Source organism: Empedobacter stercoris, from assembly GCF_025244765.1.
In the GTDB taxonomy this organism is placed as follows: domain Bacteria; phylum Bacteroidota; class Bacteroidia; order Flavobacteriales; family Weeksellaceae; genus Empedobacter; species Empedobacter stercoris.
The window spans coordinates 420,157-445,659 of record NZ_CP104209.1 but is presented as its reverse complement, the minus strand read 5'-3'; the positions used below and the strand labels follow the sequence as shown (position 1 = coordinate 445,659).

Here is a 25,503-nt window from a genome sequence, read left to right as displayed (position 1 = left end):
TAAAAAGCCTCAATTTTGAGGCTTTTTATGTTATAATTTTATTTTGGTAAATGCGGTGGGCGCATTTTGTATTGATTCTGTTTCAAACTCATTAAAAAGGATTCTAATGCATCTAATTCGGAAGTTGTTAAATTAAGTTTTTTCACCAAATCAGATGTTTTAGGAAATAATGAATCATTTTTCTGTTTTTCATTTGGTTGAAAATGAAACATTCCAGCATTGTACATATTTAAGACACCACGAATAGTTGGAAATAATCCATTGTGCATATAAGGTGCATTTTGAGGAACTTCACGCAAAGAAGGTGTTTTAAATTCACCAACATTTTTTGCTAATTTAGTTGTATTGTATAAACCTAAATCTTCGTATTCTCGTCCATAATACGTTAATCCAATATTATGGAATTTATTATCCGAAAAATAAGCCGAATTGTGACAGTTGATACATCTTGCTTTTGTACGGAAAAGATGTAAACCTTCGATTTCTTGATCTGTTAATTCATCTGATTTTCCAGCAATAAATTTATCAAAACGATTTTTTGGAGCTAAAATTGTTCGTTCAAAAGTAGCAATTGCTTTCGTTATGCGATCATTTGATACGTTTTCGTCTCCAAAAGCTTGTTTGAACAAATCTTTGTAACCAGCAATTTGAGCAATTCTTTTTGTTGCAAAATCGATGTGATGATTCATTTCTTTTTTATCACGAATTGGGAATTCAGCTTGTTCTTCCAACGTTTTTGCTCGACCATCCCAGAACATTACTTTAGCATAAGCCACATTCATTAAACTTGGTGAATTACGTGCACCCAATTGACGGTCTTCTCCATAAGGAACACGTCGACCATCACCCCAATTTAATTCAGGATCATGGCAATTTGCACAAGAAATTTGATTAGAATTGGATAAACGAGGATCAAAAAATAACGTTTTCCCTAATTCAGCTTTTTCTTTTGTATATGGATTATCTTTGGGAAAAGGAACTTCTCCTAATGTTCCAATATCCTCAAATCCATCATTCAAAACACTTTCGTCAACAGTTGGAGTAGGCCATTTAGACTGATCTCCACTACTATACAATGCTCGTAAATCGGTAATTGTATAACCTTGGTCGATTATTTTATTACTGTTAAATGCATAAAATAGAGTAGTAGCTCCAATTGCAAATAATGGAAGCATTTTTTTCATAATCATTTTAATAATTTAATTGAATTCCGAAGTTCATCCAATAGGTATTGTCTGTATTAATTCGGGTAAAATTACTTTTATTTGTTGCAAATATACCTTTTAACTGTGTATATAGCTCGATTGTCTTATTATTTTTAATCGGTAAAATGAAGCGTATAGAGGTGGATGCATCAAGATGATCTGTCGTATTGTAAGCATAATCATAAGAAGCTACATTGTTATAAAATGTATCTTCATTAATACCTGTCATTTTCGTATAATCAAAATAGGAATCAAGTAGCGCATAATAATTAAAAGCTAAACCTATATTTATTTTTAATTTATTATTCAACATAACATCTTTATTCCCATAAACACCAACATCCAACGATTTAATTTTCATGGTATAAATTGCTAATGCATCGTAATATTTATTTTGATTATAACTTGATTTGAAACCAATGAAATAATTCATTTTTGATTGATCACGATTCGCCAAATTAACATCTAAATTCGCATTTTGTAAACGATTTTGATAGTTCATTCCACCAATTGAAACATCATAATTTTCACCATCTTTTCTCGAGAAATCTAAACGAGCATTCATTGTATTGTTATCAAACGTTGTCATGAAATTGGCATAAGCTAATTGCTCATTGATATCCCAAACGTAAATAAAGAATTTATCTTCCTTCGTTTTGCTATCATACATACGTTGTTGATTTTCTTGGTAATTATAACCTAAAATCAGACGTGTATTGTCAGAACTAAATTGATAACCACCACCAATTTTTGAACTAATATTTCGAGTAAAATATTGATAAAGTGATTTTTCATTATCAATTTTATTTCTCAACGGGTTATTAATCACACGACCATATCCTGCCATATAACGTAAATAGGTTTCTGGATAAGCTTCAACATCCAAATTTCTATTTTTATAAACGATACTAAAATCTTTGTCTTTTCGCCCATAAGCTCCTAAAACAAAAAGTTGATGACCGTCCATAATTTCGTAAGCAGCCTGAATTTCACCGACTAATTGATTGTTTTTAATTTCAGGTCGAGGATCTAATTTACGAGCCATTTTATTGACATTTAATTCAGCTTTTGCAGCTAATGTCATTTTTCCGAAATTTTTAGAAACTCCTCCACGAATCAAATAGCGCTGATTATCCCAATCAGCAGCACGTGGCACGTAAAAATACTGTGGCGATAATACTTGTTGTTCATCTGTACGTTGGTCAGAAAGATTCCATCCAAGATTTTTTTCTGTAAACTTTTCAAGGTTTATCGTTCCAAAAATTTTAAAATCATTTTCAGTTGTGTATAAACCTTCGCTTAGAAAACCATAACGATTTGTTTCTTCTGCTGTTTGTTTACGAGCAAATTGATTGTTTTTATGATTGAAATAAATTCCGGTATGTGTATAATCTTTTATTGGTAAAGAATGCGTTGCAATAGGCAATTCCCAATTCAAATCTTTGATAAATTGCTCTGCTTCGTTAGAAGTCACTTTTATCGAATCATTTTCTTGCGCGAACAATTGACTTGCAAAAAATAAACAAGTAAAAGAAGCGATTCTCAAAAATTTATTGTCGTATGTTGTTAAATCAATTGATTTCATGTTCTATATTTCTATTGCGCAAAAATTTTCGGTTCAGCTATAATATTCACAAAATCGTTTGTAGAATTATTGGTATCCTTCAAGATAATACGACCATTTATTGTTTTCTGTGTTTTACGAATAATAGATGTTGATGAATAAGGTCCTGCTGTTAAATAAGCATATCCTGCATCTTGTTTATTTTGTAATTTTTTCGGAACCAATTTACTTCCCATATCTTGAGTGGTTTCTACGCCATCCACAATCTTTTCATTCGGTAATTGAAGATATTCGTATGAAGTCTTATTATTTGGATTTTTCACCTTTCCAAACCCATTAATTTCTTCGTTAGAAGCTCTAAATAAGATAAATGCTTGACGACCTAAATTGTCTAAAATTAAATCTCTACCTGAAACCCACCACACAATATCCATATCAGGAACAGCAGGATTTTGAATATCATACGAATATTGAGAGCCTAAATATTCTGTCATATTCACTTCAAAATCAGCATGGGATAAATCGACTGTTAATTCTGGTTTTAGAATCTCGATTAATTTACCATTGGCATCATAATAATTTCCTTTGTGATTAATTGCTGTTTGTGCAATTGTGATACTTTCACCTGGCTGAACTGCATAAGTTGTACCATCCCCAGGAATACGAATCGCGTGAGATACATACACAAAATCGGTATTTGCGCTTGCACCTACTTTATTTCCTTCGCCTTTCGACCAATCTAACTGACCGTTGGGTTGAGAATAAGGTTGATTTTCTACCGTATTAGCACCAAATAATTGACCAAATATTAACCCATCTGCATAAAGAACTTCACTCGAATTGTTATAAATCTCAATAAATTGATCTCTAAACATTGCACCTTCTTTGATGTGCGAACCACCGTAATAAATTTGTTTCAAGATTAATCCACCAATTGTTTTCGTAGAAGTTAACTCGATTTCTAACGATACATTTGATGAGTTAATGGTAATATTTTGTGCAGCACCACTAAACTCAACATTATCTTCTGAATCTGTAGGATAACCAAATAAATCCTCGAATTGAGCTGGAGTAATAGAAAAACTCACATTTGCTGAATATATTCCTGGTGTCAAATTAGGAAAAATAGCTTCACCATTATCATTCGTTAAAGCTTCATACGTAATGCCAGTTTGTGTATTTTTCAAAACTGTTTTGGCATGAATAGGTTTTTTGGTATGATCAAAATTAGCATCAAATTTTACGTGTGTTGTAAAATTAATTGTTTGAACAGCATTTGCTCCAAAATCATCATCAGAACAAGAATTGAATAATAATGTTATTACAAATGGAGTGAATAGTATTAATTTTTTAAGCATAATAATCTTTTTAAATGGTTTAGAATTAGAACGTGTACTCAATTTTACCTCCTAATGAAAATTTAGCAATATTAGATTCTCTTCTTTCTCCAGAATTGTTGATATAAGTAGGTTTCAGACCAAAAACATTGGTTGTATAAACCGAAACTTTAAATCCATTCAAGAAATCTTTCGAAATGCGTAAATGGAAATTGTGCAATGATTTTTGTAATTCACCTAACGTTTTTTGAGGTGCTTTGATCAAATGCCCATACAAATCTATATTTGCTTGGTCTTCGACTGGTATTTCATGAAAAACAGAATTTCCATCCAAATAACCTATTGGATTTCTATTGTTGAATTTATCGTGATTCTGAATAAATATATGTTCGGTTCGAAGTGATAAAATTAATCCCACATTTTTTAGATGATAATTAAAATTAGTTCCAAACATTAATTGTTCATCGTTTGATTTCGGATTATAATACACGCCATATTTCTCTTTTGCTAAAACATTTGTAGAAGCGTCGTACGTATAAACAGGTTTATTGTTCGTGGTTTTTGTATAAGATCCATTTACAGATATATCTAAATTGAGCGGTCGAATGCGATTAAAATTCATAAACATTTCGATTCCTTTATCTGTAGATTCTAAATTATTTTCTAAAGTTGAATATTCAATTTGATAAGCTTCCTTTCCAACAACAGAGTAGGATGGAGTAGAAGAGGACGTATCAACCGCAATTTTAGAACCTTCTAAAGTTGTAATTTGAGCAAAAGACGAAATACCATCTTTCAATTGATTGTAATATCCCGTAACGTTTAACGATCCAAAAGGTAAATTAAGATCAAAACCAATTTCCGAATTATAGGATTTACTTGGTTTTAAGTTTAGATTATTTCCTTCTAAAAGGAACGTTTCAATCCAACCGTATTGTTTATTATTGATATAATATATTCCGTCACCTAAAAGTCGATCATAAATACGATCACCTGTAAAAAGTTGATTTAAAGAAGGTGCTTTAGACGAAATTCCATATCCACCACGAACTCTTAACACTTTATTGAAAGCGTATGAAGTATTTACACGCGGTTGATACGAATTATAACCATATTGGTTGTCGTATCTAAATCCTAAATCTAATTTGAAAACATTGTCATTGTTTCCATATTTCACAATTCTATCTTCTGCATAAACAGATAATTGCCATTGCGTTTTGGTGTTTTTGAAATTATAATCTCGGTAACCTAAACTACCTTTAGCACCGCTTAAAGTGAAAAAATTAGGTGTTGAATTTTCGTCTGTATAAGTTCCACGACCTTTGTTTTCACTAGATCGGGAAGACAGTCCAACAGAAAAAGTATGATTCCATTTGTTTTTAGATTCATAATTTTTTACACCTTCTACATTCAGAAAAGTAGACATCGGAATTCCTTCTACATTTTTGACTAACGTATATTGATTAGGTAAAAAGATAGCTTCAGAAATACCGTTTACAGTAGAAGTCGTCACAGCTGCAGTTGCAACATTTACCCAACGTTCTTCTTTAGAATTTTGCTTTTCGTAATTAATGTTTGCATCAACATTTAAAGCATCAATCCATTCTTTTTTCAAATTCCATTTCAAATTATTTGATAATCGAATAGAGAACTTATCATTTTTTATTTTTGGATCCGAAATATCATCCGGATCATATTTTATTTTATCAGTGTTAATCGCAAAATTTCCATCTAACGTATTAACCAATGTATTTGTTTTGTTAGATGATTTCCACGCAGCGTTAGTCGATATACGATTATATGACTTCAAATTATCGCGCACATCTGCATTAGAAGACAAATAATTGCCTGATATACTAAAGAAGTTTCTGTCATTTATCTTGAAACCCTTCGAAATATTATATTCAGTTGTTGCATCTAACATCGAAACCGAAGCGCGTAGGGGAGCTTGTCCAACTTTTGAATTGATGATAATTAATCCTGATGTTAAGTCACCATATTTGGCAGGAGCAATCCCTTGAATAATTTTTACTTCATCAATATTTGCAGTTGTTATTTGCGCAAATCTACACCATAACTTGGATTATTAAAATCGTTGAAATTCCCATTAGAAACTGAAGAAAAAGATTGCATATTTTCGTTATTCGAAACTGGAATATCATTGACAACGATGGAAGTACCAAACGCTTTATTCTGAAAATAATCTTTTCTGTCATTAATAGTCGATGTACTTGAGATACCAGATAAACCTAAATTATTATTTGAACTGGCAGTTCTAAATACAATATTCTTAAACTCATTGTTGTTAAAATCTAATGTTACTTGTCCTGGTAATTGTTGCAAAACCTCGTTTAATGAAAAAGCCTGTACATTTTCGATTGCTTCTTTTCCAAGTGTAATTTCAGAATATTCTTTTTTCTTTTTAGGTGATATATCAACTTGCTCTAATCGGAGTGTTTGATTATAAAGAACGATGGATACATTAGTTTCATCAGAATTAACAATGATTTCTTGCGTTTCTTTCCCTTTTTGCGAAAAAGATAAATTAGTATTCTCATTCGATAATTGGATTGTAAAAAAACCATTCGAATTTGTTTGAGTCCATCTTTTAGTTTGCGGATCCTGAACTTGAACATTTGATAAATTGTTTCCATTTTCATCTGTTACAGTTCCTGATAAAATCCGTTGAGCATTTACAAAACCGAATGTTCCTAATAGAGAGAGCGCTAATAAACCTTTTTTCATTTCGAAGAAATTGAAATGCAAATTTATTTTAAATTAATCTAAATAGCAATAGAACTTAAGTCATATTTTAATAAAAAGAAAAATATTGATTCATTAATAAAACAATAATGACTTTATTTAAAATAACCGTGATTCATTTTAATTTAATCTATTTTAATTCAATATTTATTTGATTTACTAATTTATAACTAAATAATTATGATGAGCTAAAATTAGAATTAATATAAGATTAATGAGAACAAGTTTTGAAAAATTGGATTATAAATAACAATGTAATGTGATAAGTATAATATGAAATATATAAGTATTTATTTGATGTATTTAATTCTACTTAACATAATATATATTATAACAATAATATTTCTTTGAAATTTTATTGTTAATAATCTTTATTATGTTAAATTGAAATATGAATTCATACCTATTGTATGAATTCATTATTATAATAACATAATTTGCTAAGATTCATCTAAACGAATATTTAGAACATACTATTCTAATCAGCATCGTAGATTAAAACTCGTTTGGCTAATTTATTTGGACCATTCAAAAACTCGATATGTTGTGGATGTTTTTGATACGTTTCGAATTGTTCCATCGTTTCAAAAGCTGCAAATAAAGAAAATGAATAAGAAGCATCAATCACATCTCGCTCTATATTTGCTGGCGTACCAACATGAAAAAAAGCTGAAGGTGCAATCGGTTCTAAATCTTTCAATGCTTGATGAAATGTATTCACTTCATCTTCAGTTGCATCATCTTTTAACCAAAATAATACGTGGTGTGCTAACATAAAAATCTATTTTTAGTATGCAATTTGCATTTTTACTTTTTTATTTTTTATTTTTTGACCATTTAATTTCTTTAAAATTTCAGGTACTTTTTTACGATTTATGGCTACATACGAAGTTGTGTCTTTAACTTCAATAATTCCGACATCATTCTTTTCTAATTCCCCTTTTTTGAATAAAAACCCTACAATATCTACTTTATTGACTTTGTCTTTTTTACCTGCCGAAATATAAATTGTTTGATAAGGCGTTCTTTCAGGAATTTTATATGTTCCGCTTAAATTTTCTACAGGTAAATTTTCATTTACAAATGGAAAATGCTCCTCGTTACTGATGATTAAATACACAAAACCTTTTGCATTCATACGGGCTGTACGTCCATTTCGGTGAATAAACGCTGCTTCTTTTGCAGGCAATTGATAATGTATAATCGAATCAACTTCCGGAATATCTAATCCACGCGCAGCTAAATCTGTTGTAATTAATACACGAACCGAATCGTTACGGAATTTTAACAACGCACGTTCGCGTTCGTCTTGTTCCATTCCTCCATGAAAACTTTCTCGTGCAATTCCTTTCTCGTGCAAAAGATGACTAATTCTATCCACAGCATCGCGGTGATTACAGAAAATCAACATGCGTTTGCTACCTATTTTACAAATCAAATCGAACAAAGTATCCAATTTTTCTTCTGAAATGGTGTTTACCACTTTCATATGTAAATCTGGTTTTACTTCGATTTGTTTTAAGTAACTCACAATTTTTTCGTCATTCAACCCAACAAATTCTGGAATATTTTCCATTTCGGTAGCTGATGTTAGAATACGTTGTTTTAAACCTGATAACTGTTCTACTATAAAGCTCATATCTTCTTGGAATCCTAATTCTAAAGCTTTGTCGAACTCATCTAAAATCAAAGTTTGAACAGTTGACGGATCAAAGTTTTCGTTACGTAAATGATACGCAATACGTCCAGGCGTTCCGATTAATACAGCGGGAGCTTCTACTAAATTATTTTGTTCTATTTTCGTATTGTGACCACCATAACAACACGTTACTTTATAATCAGATTTCATAGATTTGAAAACTGTTTCGATTTGTAAGGCTAATTCACGGGCTGGAACTAATATTAAGGTTTGAACACCTTTCACATCTGGATTTAGATCTCTCAATACAGGAAATAAAAAAGCCAATGTTTTTCCAGATCCTGTTGGTGATAAAAGAATTAAATCTCGTTGATTTTCGGACATTTTGAATGCTGAGCGTTGCATTGCATTCATATCTTTAATGCCTAAATTTTTATAAAGTAAATCGATTTGCATTTTGCAAAATTAACGTATTCTACTGAATTAATCTGTTTTTGACTGAATAGAAGTCTTATATTGTTCCATAAATTCATCAAAAAGATTCATGATTTCGAAGTGATTTTTATCTAACGTGTTCGCATCGAACGAAACAACCGCCCCATACATTTTATTCCAAAATCTCATACGTGCTTGTAAAACTTTTTGCGTTTCGTTATGAATAAAAATATCAGCCTCCATTACTTTTATATTTATTACGCGTTGACGTGGTAATTTTAGTTCTTCAATCTCTATAATTTTTCCCCATTCGATATAATTTAAATGATCCGAAGGTTTGTAAATAATTCCTTTTTGATTAATTAATAATACCAATTGCTTTTTCATTAATTTCTTTATCGAAACAATGATTAATAGAAGACTTGGAACAAACAAAACTCCACTAATAATTTTTGCAGTTTGTGGAGAATTGACTTCATTAGCTTTTAAAAATAAATAAATTGAACAAGCCAAAAATAAAAGACTACCGAATAATAATCCCCAATTGCTTGTCTGTTTTGCGTAAACTTTAACTGAATTCAACTGATTTTGTTTTTACAAAAATATAGATTTAATATTTAAGCTATCTTTAAGAATAAACTCTTTTGAGTCTATAAAATATTAAAAATGTAAAAATACCAAAACACATAAAAGTTATTAGAAAAAAATAGAAATTACTAAAATGTGAAAAATTCAAAAATGACAATAAATTATATCCATTAAAAGTTTTTAAAATTTTCAAGAAAATAAACGACAATAGAATAATTAAAACAAAATTTATTAAACTTATTTTTTTCTTTATTAATAATAAACCAAATAAAAGAAAACCCAAAAATAAACCTAAATAAGTTGATAATTTAATCCATAACAAATAATAGAAAATATCTCTAGGAAAACTCTGTTTCGAAGAAAGTTTAGTAAAAGTTTCATCTGTCCCTAAATTAGATACATTTCTTAATAATTCGATATTTGTTAAAAAAGAAAATTGATTAATTGTTATTGTTAAAAAAACAGTTATAACAATACCTACTATTAGTTGTCTTAAATCTACTTTTCCCATAATTCAAAATAAGATATGTAATTTTTTTAAAAAAAATAAATATACAAAAAAGAGTCTCAAAAACTAGACTGCACCCAAAAGTTTGGACAGATTAAAAATTAATAATTATAAAAATGAGTTCGATATTGTATCGGGCTCATTTTATTTAAGTTCGATTTTATTCTATCGTTATTGTAATAGTAAATGTATTGTTTTATTTCTTTTTTTAGCTCTTCAATAGAATTAAATTTTTGTAAATAAAATAGTTCCGATTTCAGTATTCCGAAGAAATTCTCGATAATAGCATTATCTAAGCAATTTCCTTTTCTACTCATACTTTGTATGATTCCTTTTTCATTTAATAAAGCCTGATATTGTTTCATTTGATATTGCCATCCTTGATCTGAATGTAATATCAAATCTTTAGTGTCTTTCGTTATTTTAAATGCCTTTTTAAGCATTTGAGTTACTTGATTAAAAACAGGTCGTTCGCTTAACTCATAGCTGATAATTTCTTGATTGTACAGATCCATTATTGGTGATAAATATAGTTTTTTATCTTTTACTTTAAACTCGGTAACATCTGTTACCCATTTTTGGTTGGGTTTATCAGCCTTAAATGCTCTTTGCAAGATGTTTGGTGCAATCTTTCCTTGTTCTCCTTTGTAAGATTTGTATTTTTTTCTTCGAATCAAACTCTTTAATCCTAAGCTATTCATCAGTTTAAGAACAGTTTTATGATTGATGATAGTTCCTGATTTTCTTAATTCATCGGTAATTCGTCGATAGCCATATCGCCCTTTATGCTGATGATAAATGGATTTTATCTTAAGTTTTAATTCCTCGTATTTATCTGTTTTACTACGTGAAATATGATAGTAAAAGCTGCTTCTAGCCATATGTGTACAATCTAAAAGTAAATTTAGATGAAATTCTGGCCTTAATTCATTTATGGCTTGTGTCCAAGTTTCTTTTGTTTTTCTTCCTCGGCTTGAATTAAGGCATTGAACTTTTTAAGAGTGCATTTTCACAACGTAAACGTTCAATCTCCAACAATAGTTCTTCTTCTCTTGTTAACGGTTGTTTCGATTTTTTAGGTCTACCTTTAGATGTGCTCATAGTCTTGGGACGGCCTTTTGGTTTGGGTTTTAATCCGTCTATTCCAAAGGTAGCAAAATCTTTTTGCCATTTTATAATAACCGATTCACTTGGAATATTAAATTTCAAGCGTGCTTCACGAAAACTAAGAAACTGTTTGGTTATAGTCTTAATAACTTTCAACTTAAATTCAACGCTATACGTTTGGTTTTTTTTAGGTTCTATACCTGAAATTCCTTGATTATGATAATCAGAAACCCATTTCTTTAATAAAGAAGCATGTATATTTTCTTTTTTACTAATTGAACGTATTGTTCGATGTTTTTCTAAAACTTCTTTCACACAGCGTAACTTAAATGCTACACCATATTTTACTTTTCTTGTCATAAAAAATGCCCCCAAAAGTGTCTAACTTTTTGGGGGCAGTGTAAACTGAGACTCTTTCTAAATTATCCAAAAATTTCGTGGTATTCTTTTTTATATTTTTCTAAGATGATTTTACGTTTAAATTTTAACGTTGGCGTTAATTCACCACCTTCAATCGTTAACTCATTCGGGATAATTGAAATCTTTTTGATTTGTTCCCAATGTCCAAAATTTGTATTCAAATTATTGATTTCATCTTCAATTTTTTTCTGAACAGCTTTACTTTTTTGAAATTCATCATGAGAAAGATTGACAATTTCAGGAGCATTTGACTTTGCCCAATTAAGAAGATTCGGATAATTTGGAACAACAAAAGCGCCAGGGAACTTCTCTCCTTCTCCAACTACCATCAACTGCTCAATAAATGGAGATTCGACCATTTTCATTTCGATTTGTTGCGGAACAATGTATTTTCCACCAGATGTTTTGTACATTTCCTTTTTACGATCAACAATCTTCAAGAATTTATGATCTACCCACTCACCAATATCGCCAGTATGCAACCAACCATCCTTGATTACTTCGGCAGTTTGCTTAGGTAAATTATAGTACCCCATCATTACAATATCACCATGAACCAAGATTTCGCCATCATCAGCTAATTTGATTTCAACATCTTTTAATGGAGGGCCTACAGTTCCTATTTTTTTTCCACGACGAAAGCAATTTACAGCAATTACAGGTGAAGCTTCTGTTAAGCCATAACCTTCGTATATAGGAATTTCTGCTGCCAAAAATACGCGAACTATTCGTTGTTGAATTGCTGCACTACCAGTTACAATTGCTTTCAATTCTCCGCCAAGCCCTTCGTACCACTTATGTAAAACCAATTTACGCGCAATTGCTAATTTGATATTATACAATGTTGAGCGTTGATCTGCTTCTAAAACATACTCATTACCAATTTTTACAGCCCAATCGAAAATAGATTTTTTGAAACCTGTTAATTGCGCTCCAGTTGTCATAATCTTTTCATATACTTTCTCTATAACACGAGGAACTGCTGTCATAATATGAGGTTTAATCTCTTTTAAATTTTCCCCGATTTTATCCATTGATTCAGCGAAATGAATAGAAAGGCCCATGTAGACATACAAATACTGTAAGGTACGTTCGTAGGCATGACAAGCTGGCAAAAACGTTAATGCACGATCATAAGGATTTAGTGGTGTAGAATATTCACACGCTATAACATCAGCAATAATATTTTTGTGCGATAACATGACACCTTTCGGTTTTCCAGTTGTACCAGATGTATAAATTAGAAAGGCTAAATCTTCGTGTTTTACTTGAGCTGCTCTTTTTTCTACTTCTGATAAATCAATCAATTGCCCTTTTTCGATTAAAATATTCCAACTCGTTGCATGTTCAACTTCATCAATCGAATACAATTGTTCTAAAGATGGCAATGATGTTTTGAGGTAATTTATCCGAGTATATAAATCCTGATTACTTGTAAAACATAATTTTATTGAAGAATCTTTGAAAATATATTCATAATCGTTATCTGAAATATTGGGATAAATTGCCACCACAACAGCGCCAATTTGTTGTATAGCGTAGTCTATCATATTCCATTCGACACGATTTTCTGAGATTAAACCAACTTTATCACCTGCTTGAACTCCACAAGCAATCAAACCTTTCGAGATTTGATTTACACGATCCAAAAAAGATTTAGTCGACATTGGTTTCCATTCTCCGTCTTGCTTGCTAACAAACATGGATAAATCAGGGAACTTCTCCAACTGTCGTTTTGGTAAATCAAAAATTCTGGTTACTTCCATAGCGCATTTATAGTTTTGTAGTTTTGAAAAGTATTCGTCGAAAGTAACTTAAAATGATGACTTTTTCAAAAAATTATGATTGAAATTGTTTAAAATTAAAATCCCTTAATTTAGTTAGAATTAAGGGATTCAAATTATTTATAAATTTCATCGAATTCTTTCTGAAATTTCTTTAAAATAACTTTTCTTTTCATTTTTAAAGTTGGTGTTAATTCACCAGCTTCTATTGTAAATTCATGTGTTAGTATTGCAGGTTTTTTGATTTGTTCCCAGTTTCCAAAATACTGATTTGCTTTACGTACTTCTTGATTTATTTTTTTGTGAACTTCATTAGTTGCTATAAATTCTTCACGAGACAACGCAACTATTTCTGCTGCATTCTCCTTTGCCCACTCTTTTAGATTTGTATAATTAGGTACGATAAAAGCTGATGCAAATTTTTGTGCATCACCGATAACCATTGCTTGCTCGATAAATTCAGACTCAACAAGCTTCGTTTCTATTGGTTGCGGAACAACATATTTGCCTCCAGAAATTTTGAACATTTCTTTTTTACGGTCTATAATTTTTAAGAAATGACCTTCGCCTTCTTCCCAAACGCCGATATCTCCTGTATGCATCCATCCATCAATAATAACTTCATCCGTCGCTTTTTGATTTTTATAATACCCCATCATCACATTAGGACCTTGAACTAAAATTTCGCCATCTTCTGCTAATTTTACCTTAACATCTTTGATAGGCGAACCAACAGTTCCGATACGAACCCCTAATTTATGTGGATTATTTACTGTAATTAATGGTGAAGTTTCCGTCATCCCGTAACCTTCGAAAAAAGGTAATCCAGCTGCCATAAAAACACGCGCAATTTTACCTTGTAGAGAAGCACTTCCTGAAATAATATACTTAAAATTTCCTCCTAATGCTTCGTAAAACTTATTTAAAACTAACTTGCGCGCTAAAGCTAATTTTATATTATAAACAAAAGAACGTTTCGTTGAATCTGGCTCATAATTGGCTGCAATTTCTATTGCCCAATCGAATACTTTTCGTTTTTTACCTGTTAAAGCACTACCTGTTTTTAGAATTTTTTCGTACACTTTTTCCATAATACGAGGAACGGCAGTCATTATATGCGGTTTTACTTCGTTGATGTTATCACCAATTTTATCAAGACCTTCTGCAAAATAAACGGTTACACCAATGTATAAATAGGTATAAATTACGGTTCTCTCGTAAGTATGACAAGGAGGTAAAAAAGTCAATCCTCTTGTTCCTTCTTCCAAAACTACAATTTCTTTAGCTGCTATAAAGTTAGAAACCAAATTATTATGCGACAACATCACTCCTTTTGGTTTTCCTGTTGTACCAGAAGTATAAATTAGAGTTGCTAAATCTGAACTTCGTACCGTAGAACTAAGATTATTTACATATTCATCTGTAATATTTTTCCCAATTTCTTTTAGTTCTGCCCAATTTCTGGAATCTGGAAAATCATTTATCGCAAAAATATATTCTAAACTATAAATGCTTTCAAACATATTATTGATGCGCTCATACAAATTTTTGTTACTTACAATACACAATTGAATCTCAGCATCGTTGAAAATAAATTGATACTCAGAATCTGTTATATTTGGATAGATTGCCACAACCACAGCACCAATTTGCTGAATTGCAAAATCTACCACATGCCATTCGTATCTACTTTCACAAACCAATCCTACTCTATCTCCAGGCTTAATTCCTAATGCTAATAATCCTTTCGAAATTTCTCTTGTATGAGCTATAAATTCAGCTGGTTTTGTAAATTGCCATTCACCATTAATCTTCGTCGAAAACATATGATGATTTGGATAAAGCTTTTGTTGTTGATACGCTAAATCAAAAATTCTTGTAGGATTATTCATCGTTATAAAACTTTGTAAAAAGAATGCAAATTTGGTGTAAAATTTTCAAAAAACAGTCCAATTTCACGAAAAAAGCGAGATTCAGAATGAATCTCGCTTAATTATTTTACATTAAATCAATTATTTTATTGATATATATCTTCTATTTCTGTTTTATATTTTTCTAAAATTACTTTACGTTTCATTTTCAAGGTTGGTGTTAATTCACCTGCTTCAATCGTAAATTCGTAGGGAAGTAAATGAAATTTTTTGATTTTTTCCCAATTACCAAAATTGACATTTAATTTATTGATTTCGTTTGCAAGCAATTCCTGAATTTTAGGATGTTTTATAAATTCTTCTCGTGATAAATTTAGAATAGAAGGTTCATTTTGTTTAGCCCATTCTAAACAATTCTCGTACAACGGAACAATTAAAGCTGAAGGAAATTTTCGTCCTTCTCCAACCACCATTATTTGTTCAATAAAAATAGATTCTGACAATAATTTCTCGATTTGTTGCGGTACAATATATTTTCCACCAGAAGTCTTGAACATTTCTTTTTTGCGATCAATGATTTTCAAAAACTTTCCATCAACCCATTCACCAATATCTCCTGTATACAACCATCCATCTTTTAGTACTTCTGCCGTTGCTTCAGGATTCTTATAATAACCTTGCATGATATTTTTTCCTTTTGCAAGAATTTCTCCATCTTCGGCTAATTTAATTTCAATATCAATCAAAGGCAAACCAACTGTACCGATTCTCATTCCACGTTTTATACAGTTTACAGACAAACATGGTCCAGCCTCAGTTAATCCATATCCTTCGTAAATTGGAATACCAGCTGCTAAGTACAATTTTAATAAACGCGTTTGCAAGGTTGCGCTTCCTGTTGCAACACCTTTTATGTTTCCTCCAAGTGCTGCTTTCCATTTTGAAAAAATTAATTTGCGCGCAATTTTTAATTGAAATTTGTACAAAGAAGAAAGTTTTGATTCGTCTAAATCATATTTTTCTCCTAATGAAATAGCCCAGAAAAATAGTTTTCGTTTTACACCCGTTAACTCTTCTCCTTTTGACATAATTCTATCATATACCTTCTCTAAAACTCTTGGAACTGCCGAAAAAATATGAGGTTGAACTTCTTTCAAATCTTGACCAATAGTATCCATTGATTGTGCAAAATAAATTGACAATCCCATTTTGATATACACGTACTGAAATACACGTTCGTACGCATGACAAGCAGGCAAAAAAGACAATGCTTTATCATAAGCTTGTACTGGAAAAGAATATTCAGAACTGTTTACATCAGCTAATAAATTTTCGTGAGAAAGCATCACACCTTTTGGGTTTCCCGTTGTACCAGATGTGTAAATTAAAGTTGCTAAATCTGTTGTTTTTACTTTATCCATAGAGGTTTGAAGGGTTTCATCAGAAACTGAAATTCCTTTCGAAACTAATTCGATCCAATTTGGTGTATGCGGATAGGTATTAAATGTATAAACTTGTTCAAGATTTGGTACTCTATCTTTTAAACCTAATAATCGTTGGTACAAAAGATCATTGCTAACAATACAAAGTTTTATTTCTGCATCATTCAAAATAAACTCGTAATCGTTGTCCGAAATATTTGCGTAAATAGCGACAACTACTGCTCCTATTTGTTGAATTGCAAAATCGACTAAATTCCACTCCAAACGATTTTCACTTATCAAAGCTACTTTATCATTAGGCTGAACACCATTTGCAATAAGACCTTTTGAGATATTATTTACGCGATTGATAAAATCTGTTGTCGAAATTCCCTTCCATTCTCCTTTTTCTTTGTAATTAAAAATCGAAATGTTAGGTGTATTTTTCTCTTGAAATCGTGGTAAATCGAATACTCTTTGTGGTTGTTTCATTCTCTTGAAATAAGAATACAAAGTTCGACTATTTCTCGGTTTTTGAAAAGAAAAAGAATTTTCTTTCATAAAATTTCAGAATTTTTAATGGTTGTAAATAATCGTAAGAATTGTAAATTAGTCAAAATTTATATTCAAATGGAGCTTGATCATTACAGAGACGAAGAAGGTTTTAAATTATTTTGTTTAGAAAGTGTAGACGATATAGAAGAGCAAAACGATTCTCAATTGTTAGATTTTTTAGAACATTTAGCACGAGAATTTCACATTACAAATGTTTACAAGACGACTGATAGTTTTGAAGGTTTAGAAGAAAGTCTCAATAATTTACTTTATCATGACAACTATTTCAGAGAATATAAACTCATTTATTTAGTAGTTGAAGGAGAGGGAAATCAAATCCTGATAGACGATTATTACTACAGTTTAGAAGAAATAGCTGAACTATTTCAAGGAAAATTATCAAATAAAATTGTTCATTTTGCCAATACATTGAATTTGGATTTGGAAGATGAAAGTTTTCAATATTTTATAGATGTAACAGGTGCAAAAGCGTTGTCGGGATATGTAAATTCATCTCCAATTCTCAGTACAATTTTGGATCAATATTATTTTTGTTTAGCCAAAGAAATTGATGACGAAGAAGAATTGGTTCATGCTTTGTTTGATAAACATTCTACTTTAGCCCTTAAATTAGGATTTAGATTATACCATTAAAAAAACTCTCCTAAAGAGGAAAGTTTTTTACTGTTTCGTTACATCTGCTGAGCCTTATTTCCTTCAAAATGAATCATCCAAGGAATTCCAAATTGATCTATAAATGATGCAAATAATTCCGCAAAAAACTGTTCGCCTAAAGGCATTTCCATTACTTTTGCATGTACAGATAATCGATCATATAATTTCTTAGCTTCATCAGCAGTCTCTGCATCTAACATAACATAAGAGTTATTTCCTTGTACATATTTCTGTCCAAATTCTTCTACAATATCTGATCCCATAAGCATTGTTGATTCATTGATAAATAGAGCAGTATGCATTACTTTATCTTTTGCATTTTCTGGTAATTGGAAATCTGGACTTGCAGGCATATCTCCCATTTTATGTATTCCAATATTTTGCATATCAAAAACAGTTTCATAAAATTTGAAAGCTTCTTCGCAATTTCCATTAAAATTTAAATAAGCGTGTACTTTAGCCATAATAATTTATATTTTTTTGTGATTATTTATTTAAAATAAAGGTTGACCATTTTCGTCAGTAGTTAAAACCTCGGTCATATAATTTAGAAAAGGTTGTAAAACTTGTATTGATTTTGCAACTTTTTTCGGAAAATCTTCTGCTAATACTTCTTCATCTGTAAAATTTTTAATGAACAAATATTGTTTTTTACGGAGTAAAGCAATTCGTTCATGATCTTTCGAAAAGCCTTTTGGTGCAGACTTCACTTCCTCTCCTTGCATTTCACCAAATTCTTTGATAAGTGTTTTAGATTGTAAAATCTTTTCCAATTCATCGGAAACTTCAATATCTTTTCTGATTCGAAGTAGATCATCTCGTTCTGGTCCCCAAAATCCTATTCCAATAAAATTATGATTCGGTTGAATATGAAAATAATATCCTCCTCTATTGTGTGGTTTTTTACGACCCGATTGTGCTGAAAAATGTATTTTATATGGCGTTTTATCATTTGAAAAACGAACATCTCTATAAATTCTATAAATTTTCAGTGGTTCTAATTCTTCCTTTTTACTTAATTCTTGGTAAATCGCATTGAAGATTAAATCAGCTTCAGCTTTTGCGGTATCAAATTCATTTTTATGTGTATTAAACCAATCACGATTATTGTTTTTTTCTAATTGTTTTAAAAAATTAGTGATGTTTGACATGTATTATTTATTTTCGAGTTAGAAGATTTTTTTCATAAGTTGCTATCCATTGATCTGGCGTAATTTTAGATGCTAATCTGCCAATTAAATCATACGGAATATCATCTGTTTTTTTGAATCGAATACAGCTTTTTCCCATATCCAATTTTCTTTTTGCATGTTTTGGATATTCTTCTATAAACCAATTTAGTAACTTTTCATCCGAATAAATTCCCATATGATACAACGCAATGAAATTCTTTTGTGAAGCTAATCCTATAAAAGGTAAAGGAGATGTTGGATCGCAATGATAGCCATTTGGATACACCGAATGAGGCACAACAAACCATATATGAACATAACTTATTTGTTCTTCAAACCCATTAGGCAAATTCATTTTCAAGGTTTCATATATTTTTTTTACAGCTTCTTTTCTTTCTGGAGGAATAATTTCAAAATATTCATCTAATGTCGAGACTTCGTATTGCATTATTTCGGTATTAATTGTACTATTTCATTAAAACTCTTGATATAAATTAATTAGAAAGTTTAATCTTCACAAATTTCTTTCAATTTTCGCAACGCTCTCAACCACATTTCCCTCATTTGTATTTCAGAAAAAATTATTTCTTCTACATCAACGGAACAGATTAAACGCGTGTGTCCTTCTACATTTTCGAACTTATAAGATTCTTCATTATTTTTCCAAGAATCAATTTCAGGACCATCAAAAACCTCTTGTCCATTTTCTTTTAACATTCCGATATGTCGCATTTTGATTGATTCTCCTAATTTATTTTCTTCTATTTTAGCGATCATTGCAGCTGTACCTTTTTCAGTTTTATAGGTAAAATATACATTCGAACCTTCGGACCAATCACCTTTATAATCTGAATTTTCGCTAAAAGGTTTTGTCCAAATTCTATACGAATCTGGCGCTAACATGATTTTGTGCACATGTTTTGGTTGTGCATAAATGAATTCGGTAAATGATACTTTTTTCATAATAATTATGTATTTGTTAATCCAAAACTGTTTCGACAGGTTTTTCTACAATTACTACCTGTAATGCACAATTTTTCTGGTTGAAAAAGCGATAAAATAGTTATTCATTTTAAAAGGATTTATAATCGCATCGAAAACTTCATGTGGTAGTTTTTGAATTTGAATAGATGCTTTTGTAGTTAAGTTCATATCCTTAAAATTTAGACTAACTAATTTAATCAAAAAAAGTATTTAATTTTCTATATCATAGAAAAAACATTTAACTATTATTAAATTCTGATTTCAATAATTTACTTTTCTATCAAAAAATTAGAATAAATATGAAAATATATCAATAGAAACTCATATTTTATTTCGATCTTAAATTTTTTACAACGTAACTTTAGCTATTTTTCCTTTATTTCCAACTAAAATTACATATTTTTTGTCCGGTGAAACAGTACACGTATTGTAACTATCTTTAGTAATATTTACCCAATTATGTCCTCCATCGGTAGAGTAGTCAACTCCAGAATAGCCACAAACTAAAACTTTATCTTTAGAAATTATTGTTACACCAGATTTATATCCAATAGGATATTTCCATGAATCTTGAAAAGAAATTTTCCCATTTATCATTTTAAATTTATAAAAATTATAGCTTGAATCTTCTGGTTTCATAAAATCACCTCCTACCAAATACCCCACATTATTCGCTGCGTCATAAGCCATTCCATTTATTCCAGAAGTCGTACTTTTAGTTTTTTCCAACGTATACATTTGTCCACCTTTTGGTGTGTAATAATACAAATTAGACAATTCTCCACCCGTAACTATTAACGTTTGTTTTGTATCAACATACAAATTACTTCCACTCGATGCAAAAAAAGCTTCTTTTGGATTTTTCAATCTTAAAGATTGACCGTGAAGCGATTTAGCAACCTCCCATTTTGTAGGATTTGTCATCGTAGAAGTTAAGACAAATGGTTTATCTGGAGACATAGGATCGCCCAAAACAGTAATCTTTTTAGAATTTTTATCCACATAAATGGCATCTAAAAAAATTCCTTTTTCATTATTTTCATAAACTTTATTCCACGTATGACCACCATCTTTCGTTTGTAAAATATAAGCAGGAGAATCGATTCCTAAAGCCAAATAATTACCTTTACTTAAAACTTCAATATCCCTGAAATCTCTATTCTCTACAACTTTCGGGTTGATCCAAGTAAACGTTTTTCCTCCGTCAATTGTTTTTCCAATGGTATTTTTAGAACCCGAGACTACAAATGTTTTAGCATCCTGAAAAGCTAAACCTCTGTAACTTACGTCTAAATTTTCTTCATTAATGATTTGATACGTTTGTGCAAAAGAAAGGCTCGAAAGCAATAGGAGAATATATTTCATGTATTATAATTTTTGATTAAACATTTATATAAAGCTATTTTAACTAAACGAATCAACCAAATATTTTTTAAGTTTGTGTTTTAGTAAAATATAAATGAAACGATATACATTTTCAACACTACTTTTAAGTTTAACCTTAACGTGTTTTAATCCAATTAATCAACAGGTTTTTGGGCAAAAAACAACAATAAATACAGGAAAAAGTTTACAAATTACTGAAAATGCATTAACTACGATTCTCGAAAAAAATAGAGCAAATTATAAAGAAGGAAAAGTTGCTGATTATATTCCTGAACTTGGAAAAATGAAAGCAGATAAAATTGCCTTTTCTGTGGTTGATGAAAATGGAAAAGTGATCAATGTTGGCGATGTTAATCAAAAATTTACCATTCAAAGTATTTCTAAAATCATTGCTTTAATGATTGCAGTTTCTGAAAAAGGAGAAGAAAATGTATTTTCTAAAATGGGATATTATGGAACAAATATGCCTTTTAATCATTTTGCGAATCTCGAAACAACTGGAAAACCATTAAATCCAATGATGAATGCAGGTGCAATTTTAACCACTTCTATGATTGATGGTGAAGGAGAAATTCCTTTTCAAAAAATTCTTAAAATGGTTCGTTATATCACCAAAAATAATTCGATAGATTATAGTAAATCAGTTTACAATTCTGAAAAAGAAACAGGACATCGAAACCGTGGAATGTTTTATTTGATGAAAAACAATGGATTGATTGAAGGTGATGAAGAAAAATTAAACAATTATTTCAAACAATGTTCTATCGAAATAACAACTGAAGATTTAGCTAAAATTGGTTATTTCTTTGCACATCAATGCACACGTTTTGATGGTGATACTACTTACAAAAACGCTCAAATTTCACAATTAATTCAATCGCAAATGTTAACTGCCGGTATGTATGAATTTAGTGGTAAATATGCACGAACTGTTGGTTTACCAAGTAAATCGGGTGTTGGTGGAGGAATTACAGTTTCTGTACCAAATAAAATAGGAATTGGCGTTTTCAGTCCAGCGTTAGACAAACACGGAAATTCTGCTGCAGGTTATCACATGATTTTAGATTTAGTGAAACAATATAATTTAAGTTTATTTCAATAATTTATATCAACCATGAATTTTCAATTTATAAAAAATATTGCACTCGGAATTGGATTATCATTTTCGAGTTTTGTTTCTGCACAAACATATACCTTAAAATTCAAAACGAATTACGGAAAATTTGATGTGATGCTGTACGATTTTACGCCAAAACACAGGGATTTAATTTTAAGTGAAATAAACAAAGGAACATATACTAATGCTCAATTTAACCGAGTTGTAAACGATTTTGTGATACAAGGTGGAGAATTAGACGATCCTATTTTGGCAAGAGAAGCTGAAAATCCTGAGCAAAAGCCAATTCGTTTAGCTCCTGAATTTAATCCAAAAGCTTTTCATAAAATTGGTGCATTAGGCGCTGGTCGAGATGACAATAAAGAAAAAGGATCGTACTATAATCAACTCTATTTTGTGGTTGGAAAAAAAATTACAGCAAAGGAATTGGATAATTTAGAAACTAAAAAAGGAATTAAATATACAGCTGAACAACGTGCTGAATATCTGAAAAATGGTGGTTTACCACGTTTGGATCATGATTATACAATTTTTGGAGAAATTACAAAGGGATTGGATAACGCAATAAAAATAAGTGAAGTCGAAACTCAAGACGAATTGCCATTAAAACCAGTTATATTTTCAATTAAAGTGAAGCAGAAAAAAACACCTTCTAAATACAACAAAACAAGTATTTCTTTGGGTGGTACAGCAATCGGTTTTTAATTATCCAAGACATTAATAATTGTTTATTTTTGCTCGACAATACAATTTTATGCAACCATCAATTTTATTAACGACTTTAAACGCAAAATACATTCATCTCAATTTGGCGATTCGTATTCTTTACGATTTGAACCATCATCGTGGCAATATTTATTGGAAAGAATTTACGATAAAATCCGACTTTGATGATGTTGCTGAAAAATGTGCTAAATATAATATTGTTTGTTTTAGTTGTTACATCTGGAATATCACGCAGACATTAGAAGTTTGTAAACGTATTAAGCAAGTTTCACCTGAAACCAAAATTTTACTTGGCGGTCCTGAAGTTAGTTACGAATATGATGATGTAATTGCAAATAATTATATCGATTATATTATTGTAGGTGAAGGTGAAATACCTTTTGAAGAATTTGTTTTGAACTATCCAACAATTGATAATGTTCCAAATTTAGTTTATAAAAAAGAAAACGAAGTTGTTTTTAATGCACAAAACATTCAGTTTGATATTAATCAATTAGAGGGTCGAAATCCTTATCAATACGATCATCCTGCGGATTTGGAAAAGAAGGTTTGTTACATCGAAACTTCTCGTGGATGTCCATATAAATGCGAGTTCTGTTTAGCCAGTTTAGACAATAAAATGCGCTATTTGCCAATGGAAACCATCAAAGAGAATTTGTTGTATCTCATGAAACATGGAAAAACGATTAAGTTTTTGGACAGAACATTTAATATAAAACGTGATTTTACGATCGAATTATTTCAATTTATTTTAGATAATTATCGAGAAGGAAATGTTTTTCAGTTCGAGATCACAGCCGATATTGTTCATCCAGATATTATTAAATTCATCAACGAAAAAGTTCCAAAAAATCTTTTCCGTTTTGAAATCGGTATTCAAACTGTTAATCAACAAAGTAACCGAGAAGTTTCGCGTAAGCAGAACTTTGAAAAAACATCGAATGTTATCAATCAATTGAAAGATCGAATTGAGATGCATTTAGATTTGATTGTTGGTTTACCTTTAGAGTATATTGATGATTTGAAATTTAGTTTCGAAGAAACATTCAAACTTTACCCACCAGAACTGCAATTAGGTTTTTTGAAGTTTTTAAAAGGTACACCAGTCCGTCAAAAATATGAGAAATATGGTTACCAATTTGATCCACTTCCACCTTATCAAATTATAAAAAGTGATTTTTTAAGTGAGCAAGATTTAGCGAATATTACGGCTTTAGAAAATGCTTTAGAAATTTATTGGAACAAACCGAGAACGCCAGAAACCTTAAAATATATCGCTCAAAAATATTCTATTTTCGACTTTTTGATGGGATTAGGTCAGTATTTTGAGCAATATCATCTATTTCACAAACATACGTTGAATGATGTGTATCAAACGATCTATGATTTTGCAAAATCATTTGCAGAAGATAAGATGATCTTAGAATTAATTGCGATTGATTACTACAGTTTCCATAAATCAAAACCAAAAGATTTGTTTGAAATGGAACAAAAAATTGAAGACGATTTGAGCGAAATTGCTTCGCATCCAAAAAGTAAATTTGTTTCGATTCCGATTTCATTTCATTACCCAACTTGGAAAGAAAATAATCAAATTGAACAAACTCAAGAAAATTGGTTGATCGAATTTATAGGAACCTCGCATAATATCATTCACTGCGAAGTTTTTGAATAAAACTAAAAAAGATGTCTGTAAAGACATCTTTTTTAGTTTATAAAATTCCCATTAACTCTACTTCGAAAATCATCGTAGAAAAAGGGCCTAATTCTTTTGATATTTCACGGTCTTTATAGCCTAATTCTGGTTTTACAACAAACCTAAACTTACTACCAACAGGCATTAATTGCACACCTTCTGCCCAACCTTTAATCACATTTTCCAAAGGAAAAGCTGCAGGTTTTTTGCGTTGTACTGAACTGTCAAAAACTTCTCCGTTGATATTTGTTCCATGATAATGACATAAAACGGTATCAGACAAAGTTGGTTTTACACCTTCTCCCAACGTGATTACTTCGTATAATAATCCACTTTCGGTTTCAGTAACACCTTCTTTTAATTTATATTCTTCTCGAAAAGCCAAACCTTCAGTTTTGTTCTTTTCGATTAATTCTTGTTTACGTTTTAATAATAATTCTGCTACTCCCATACCACAAAGTTAAAAGGAATATTTTAAATATATTATCGAAATAATACATCTAAACAAATAAAAATATAATTTTTAGAATTGTAAAACTCAGATGAAATA

Annotated in this window: 23 protein-coding genes; 4 read left to right on the top strand and 19 right to left on the bottom strand. The window is 30.5% G+C overall.

What is annotated here, in order from left to right; all coding sequences use genetic code 11:
- Positions 1 to 38 precede the first annotated feature (38 nt).
- From NZD85_RS02020 to NZD85_RS01955, 13 genes are all read right to left on the bottom strand, one after another.
- The gene (locus tag NZD85_RS02020) at positions 39 to 1,184 is read right to left on the bottom strand and encodes a cytochrome-c peroxidase (protein ID WP_171622509.1); all 1,146 of its coding nucleotides are present in this window, start codon (positions 1,182 to 1,184) and stop codon (positions 39 to 41) included.
- A 7-nt stretch (positions 1,185 to 1,191) separates the two neighbouring features.
- Positions 1,192 to 2,790: a DUF6850 family outer membrane beta-barrel protein gene (locus NZD85_RS02015; RefSeq protein WP_260543099.1), complete on the bottom strand. Its 1,599-nt coding sequence runs from the start codon at positions 2,788 to 2,790 to the stop codon at positions 1,192 to 1,194.
- A gap of 11 nt (positions 2,791 to 2,801) precedes the next feature.
- On the bottom strand, positions 2,802 to 4,127 hold the full coding sequence (locus tag NZD85_RS02010) for a DUF4876 domain-containing protein (protein ID WP_260543097.1): 1,326 nt from the start codon (positions 4,125 to 4,127) through the stop codon (positions 2,802 to 2,804).
- A 25-nt stretch (positions 4,128 to 4,152) separates the two neighbouring features.
- Complete coding sequence (locus NZD85_RS02005) at positions 4,153 to 6,030, bottom strand: TonB-dependent receptor domain-containing protein (protein ID WP_260543095.1); 1,878 nt, start codon at positions 6,028 to 6,030, stop codon at positions 4,153 to 4,155.
- A gap of 128 nt (positions 6,031 to 6,158) precedes the next feature.
- On the bottom strand, positions 6,159 to 6,851 hold the full coding sequence (locus NZD85_RS02000; RefSeq protein ID WP_260543093.1) for a carboxypeptidase-like regulatory domain-containing protein: 693 nt from the start codon (positions 6,849 to 6,851) through the stop codon (positions 6,159 to 6,161).
- Positions 6,852 to 7,347: 496 nt separating this feature from the next.
- Complete coding sequence (locus NZD85_RS01995; protein WP_171622505.1) at positions 7,348 to 7,644, bottom strand: Dabb family protein; 297 nt, start codon at positions 7,642 to 7,644, stop codon at positions 7,348 to 7,350.
- Positions 7,645 to 7,656: 12 nt separating this feature from the next.
- Complete coding sequence (locus NZD85_RS01990) at positions 7,657 to 8,964, bottom strand: DEAD/DEAH box helicase (protein WP_171622504.1); 1,308 nt, start codon at positions 8,962 to 8,964, stop codon at positions 7,657 to 7,659.
- 27 nt (positions 8,965 to 8,991) lie between these two features.
- The gene (locus NZD85_RS01985; RefSeq protein WP_260543089.1) at positions 8,992 to 9,525 is read right to left on the bottom strand and encodes an STM3941 family protein; all 534 of its coding nucleotides are present in this window, start codon (positions 9,523 to 9,525) and stop codon (positions 8,992 to 8,994) included.
- A 46-nt stretch (positions 9,526 to 9,571) separates the two neighbouring features.
- Positions 9,572 to 10,042 (bottom strand): hypothetical protein, encoded by a 471-nt coding sequence (locus NZD85_RS01980; protein WP_171622502.1) that lies wholly within the window; start codon positions 10,040 to 10,042, stop codon positions 9,572 to 9,574.
- A gap of 98 nt (positions 10,043 to 10,140) precedes the next feature.
- Positions 10,141 to 11,506 (bottom strand): IS3 family transposase gene (locus tag NZD85_RS14735; protein WP_396127078.1). Its coding sequence is split into 2 segments (ribosomal slippage): positions 10,141 to 11,035 and positions 11,034 to 11,506, totalling 1,368 coding nucleotides; the frame shifts between segments, so codons are not numbered across the junction.
- Between the two features lie 62 nt (positions 11,507 to 11,568).
- Positions 11,569 to 13,332, bottom strand: a complete 1,764-nt coding sequence (locus NZD85_RS01965; protein ID WP_260543085.1) for an AMP-dependent synthetase/ligase — start codon at positions 13,330 to 13,332, stop codon at positions 11,569 to 11,571.
- Positions 13,333 to 13,466: 134 nt separating this feature from the next.
- On the bottom strand, positions 13,467 to 15,242 hold the full coding sequence (locus NZD85_RS01960; protein ID WP_260543083.1) for an AMP-dependent synthetase/ligase: 1,776 nt from the start codon (positions 15,240 to 15,242) through the stop codon (positions 13,467 to 13,469).
- 125 nt (positions 15,243 to 15,367) lie between these two features.
- On the bottom strand, positions 15,368 to 17,134 hold the full coding sequence (locus NZD85_RS01955) for an AMP-dependent synthetase/ligase (RefSeq protein WP_260543081.1): 1,767 nt from the start codon (positions 17,132 to 17,134) through the stop codon (positions 15,368 to 15,370).
- A gap of 138 nt (positions 17,135 to 17,272) precedes the next feature.
- Here NZD85_RS01955 and NZD85_RS01950 point away from each other — a divergent pair, with 138 nt between their 5' ends.
- Positions 17,273 to 17,851: a DUF6642 family protein gene (locus NZD85_RS01950; protein WP_260543079.1), complete on the top strand. Its 579-nt coding sequence runs from the start codon at positions 17,273 to 17,275 to the stop codon at positions 17,849 to 17,851.
- A 38-nt stretch (positions 17,852 to 17,889) separates the two neighbouring features.
- Here the strand turns inward: NZD85_RS01950 and NZD85_RS01945 are convergent, their stop codons facing one another.
- The 5 genes from NZD85_RS01945 to NZD85_RS01925 form a co-directional block, all read right to left on the bottom strand.
- The gene (locus NZD85_RS01945; RefSeq protein ID WP_225539908.1) at positions 17,890 to 18,336 is read right to left on the bottom strand and encodes a VOC family protein; all 447 of its coding nucleotides are present in this window, start codon (positions 18,334 to 18,336) and stop codon (positions 17,890 to 17,892) included.
- Positions 18,337 to 18,366: 30 nt separating this feature from the next.
- Positions 18,367 to 19,023 (bottom strand): DUF2461 domain-containing protein, encoded by a 657-nt coding sequence (locus tag NZD85_RS01940; protein WP_260543076.1) that lies wholly within the window; start codon positions 19,021 to 19,023, stop codon positions 18,367 to 18,369.
- Positions 19,024 to 19,030: 7 nt separating this feature from the next.
- Positions 19,031 to 19,492: a DUF1801 domain-containing protein gene (locus NZD85_RS01935; RefSeq protein ID WP_260543074.1), complete on the bottom strand. Its 462-nt coding sequence runs from the start codon at positions 19,490 to 19,492 to the stop codon at positions 19,031 to 19,033.
- 59 nt (positions 19,493 to 19,551) lie between these two features.
- Positions 19,552 to 20,007 (bottom strand): hypothetical protein, encoded by a 456-nt coding sequence (locus NZD85_RS01930; protein WP_260543072.1) that lies wholly within the window; start codon positions 20,005 to 20,007, stop codon positions 19,552 to 19,554.
- Positions 20,008 to 20,376: 369 nt separating this feature from the next.
- Complete coding sequence (locus NZD85_RS01925) at positions 20,377 to 21,393, bottom strand: YCF48-related protein (protein WP_260543070.1); 1,017 nt, start codon at positions 21,391 to 21,393, stop codon at positions 20,377 to 20,379.
- Between the two features lie 94 nt (positions 21,394 to 21,487).
- Here NZD85_RS01925 and glsA point away from each other — a divergent pair, with 94 nt between their 5' ends.
- The 3 genes from glsA to NZD85_RS01910 are packed head-to-tail and all read left to right on the top strand — an operon-like array spanning position 21,488 to position 24,932.
- Complete coding sequence (glsA, locus tag NZD85_RS01920) at positions 21,488 to 22,516, top strand: glutaminase A (RefSeq protein WP_260543068.1); 1,029 nt, start codon at positions 21,488 to 21,490, stop codon at positions 22,514 to 22,516.
- Between the two features lie 12 nt (positions 22,517 to 22,528).
- The gene (locus NZD85_RS01915) at positions 22,529 to 23,236 is read left to right on the top strand and encodes a peptidylprolyl isomerase (RefSeq protein WP_260543066.1); all 708 of its coding nucleotides are present in this window, start codon (positions 22,529 to 22,531) and stop codon (positions 23,234 to 23,236) included.
- 49 nt (positions 23,237 to 23,285) lie between these two features.
- Complete coding sequence (locus NZD85_RS01910) at positions 23,286 to 24,932, top strand: B12-binding domain-containing radical SAM protein (RefSeq protein WP_260543062.1); 1,647 nt, start codon at positions 23,286 to 23,288, stop codon at positions 24,930 to 24,932.
- Positions 24,933 to 24,969: 37 nt separating this feature from the next.
- Here the strand turns inward: NZD85_RS01910 and NZD85_RS01905 are convergent, their stop codons facing one another.
- On the bottom strand, positions 24,970 to 25,404 hold the full coding sequence (locus NZD85_RS01905; protein WP_171622490.1) for an FKBP-type peptidyl-prolyl cis-trans isomerase: 435 nt from the start codon (positions 25,402 to 25,404) through the stop codon (positions 24,970 to 24,972).
- Positions 25,405 to 25,503: the final 99 nt, after the last annotated feature.

Bases quoted from the DNA above. Each gene is read 5' to 3' on its own strand.
- NZD85_RS02020 (WP_171622509.1), bottom strand. From the start codon at position 1,184: ATGAAAAAAATGCTTCCATTATTTGCAATTGGAGCTACTACTCTATTT.
- NZD85_RS02015 (WP_260543099.1), bottom strand. From the start codon at position 2,790: ATGAAATCAATTGATTTAACAACATACGACAATAAATTTTTGAGAATC.
- NZD85_RS02010 (WP_260543097.1), bottom strand. From the start codon at position 4,127: ATGCTTAAAAAATTAATACTATTCACTCCATTTGTAATAACATTATTA.
- NZD85_RS02005 (WP_260543095.1), bottom strand. From the start codon at position 6,030: ATGTTAGATGCAACAACTGAATATAATATTTCGAAGGGTTTCAAGATA.
- NZD85_RS02000 (WP_260543093.1), bottom strand. From the start codon at position 6,851: ATGAAAAAAGGTTTATTAGCGCTCTCTCTATTAGGAACATTCGGTTTT.
- NZD85_RS01995 (WP_171622505.1), bottom strand. From the start codon at position 7,644: ATGTTAGCACACCACGTATTATTTTGGTTAAAAGATGATGCAACTGAA.
- NZD85_RS01990 (WP_171622504.1), bottom strand. From the start codon at position 8,964: ATGCAAATCGATTTACTTTATAAAAATTTAGGCATTAAAGATATGAAT.
- NZD85_RS01980 (WP_171622502.1), bottom strand. From the start codon at position 10,042: ATGGGAAAAGTAGATTTAAGACAACTAATAGTAGGTATTGTTATAACT.
- NZD85_RS01965 (WP_260543085.1), bottom strand. From the start codon at position 13,332: ATGGAAGTAACCAGAATTTTTGATTTACCAAAACGACAGTTGGAGAAG.
- NZD85_RS01960 (WP_260543083.1), bottom strand. From the start codon at position 15,242: ATGAATAATCCTACAAGAATTTTTGATTTAGCGTATCAACAACAAAAG.
- NZD85_RS01955 (WP_260543081.1), bottom strand. From the start codon at position 17,134: ATGAAACAACCACAAAGAGTATTCGATTTACCACGATTTCAAGAGAAA.
- NZD85_RS01950 (WP_260543079.1), top strand. From the start codon at position 17,273: ATGGAGCTTGATCATTACAGAGACGAAGAAGGTTTTAAATTATTTTGT.
- NZD85_RS01945 (WP_225539908.1), bottom strand. From the start codon at position 18,336: ATGGCTAAAGTACACGCTTATTTAAATTTTAATGGAAATTGCGAAGAA.
- NZD85_RS01940 (WP_260543076.1), bottom strand. From the start codon at position 19,023: ATGTCAAACATCACTAATTTTTTAAAACAATTAGAAAAAAACAATAAT.
- NZD85_RS01935 (WP_260543074.1), bottom strand. From the start codon at position 19,492: ATGCAATACGAAGTCTCGACATTAGATGAATATTTTGAAATTATTCCT.
- NZD85_RS01930 (WP_260543072.1), bottom strand. From the start codon at position 20,007: ATGAAAAAAGTATCATTTACCGAATTCATTTATGCACAACCAAAACAT.
- NZD85_RS01925 (WP_260543070.1), bottom strand. From the start codon at position 21,393: ATGAAATATATTCTCCTATTGCTTTCGAGCCTTTCTTTTGCACAAACG.
- glsA (WP_260543068.1), top strand. From the start codon at position 21,488: ATGAAACGATATACATTTTCAACACTACTTTTAAGTTTAACCTTAACG.
- NZD85_RS01915 (WP_260543066.1), top strand. From the start codon at position 22,529: ATGAATTTTCAATTTATAAAAAATATTGCACTCGGAATTGGATTATCA.
- NZD85_RS01910 (WP_260543062.1), top strand. From the start codon at position 23,286: ATGCAACCATCAATTTTATTAACGACTTTAAACGCAAAATACATTCAT.
- NZD85_RS01905 (WP_171622490.1), bottom strand. From the start codon at position 25,404: ATGGGAGTAGCAGAATTATTATTAAAACGTAAACAAGAATTAATCGAA.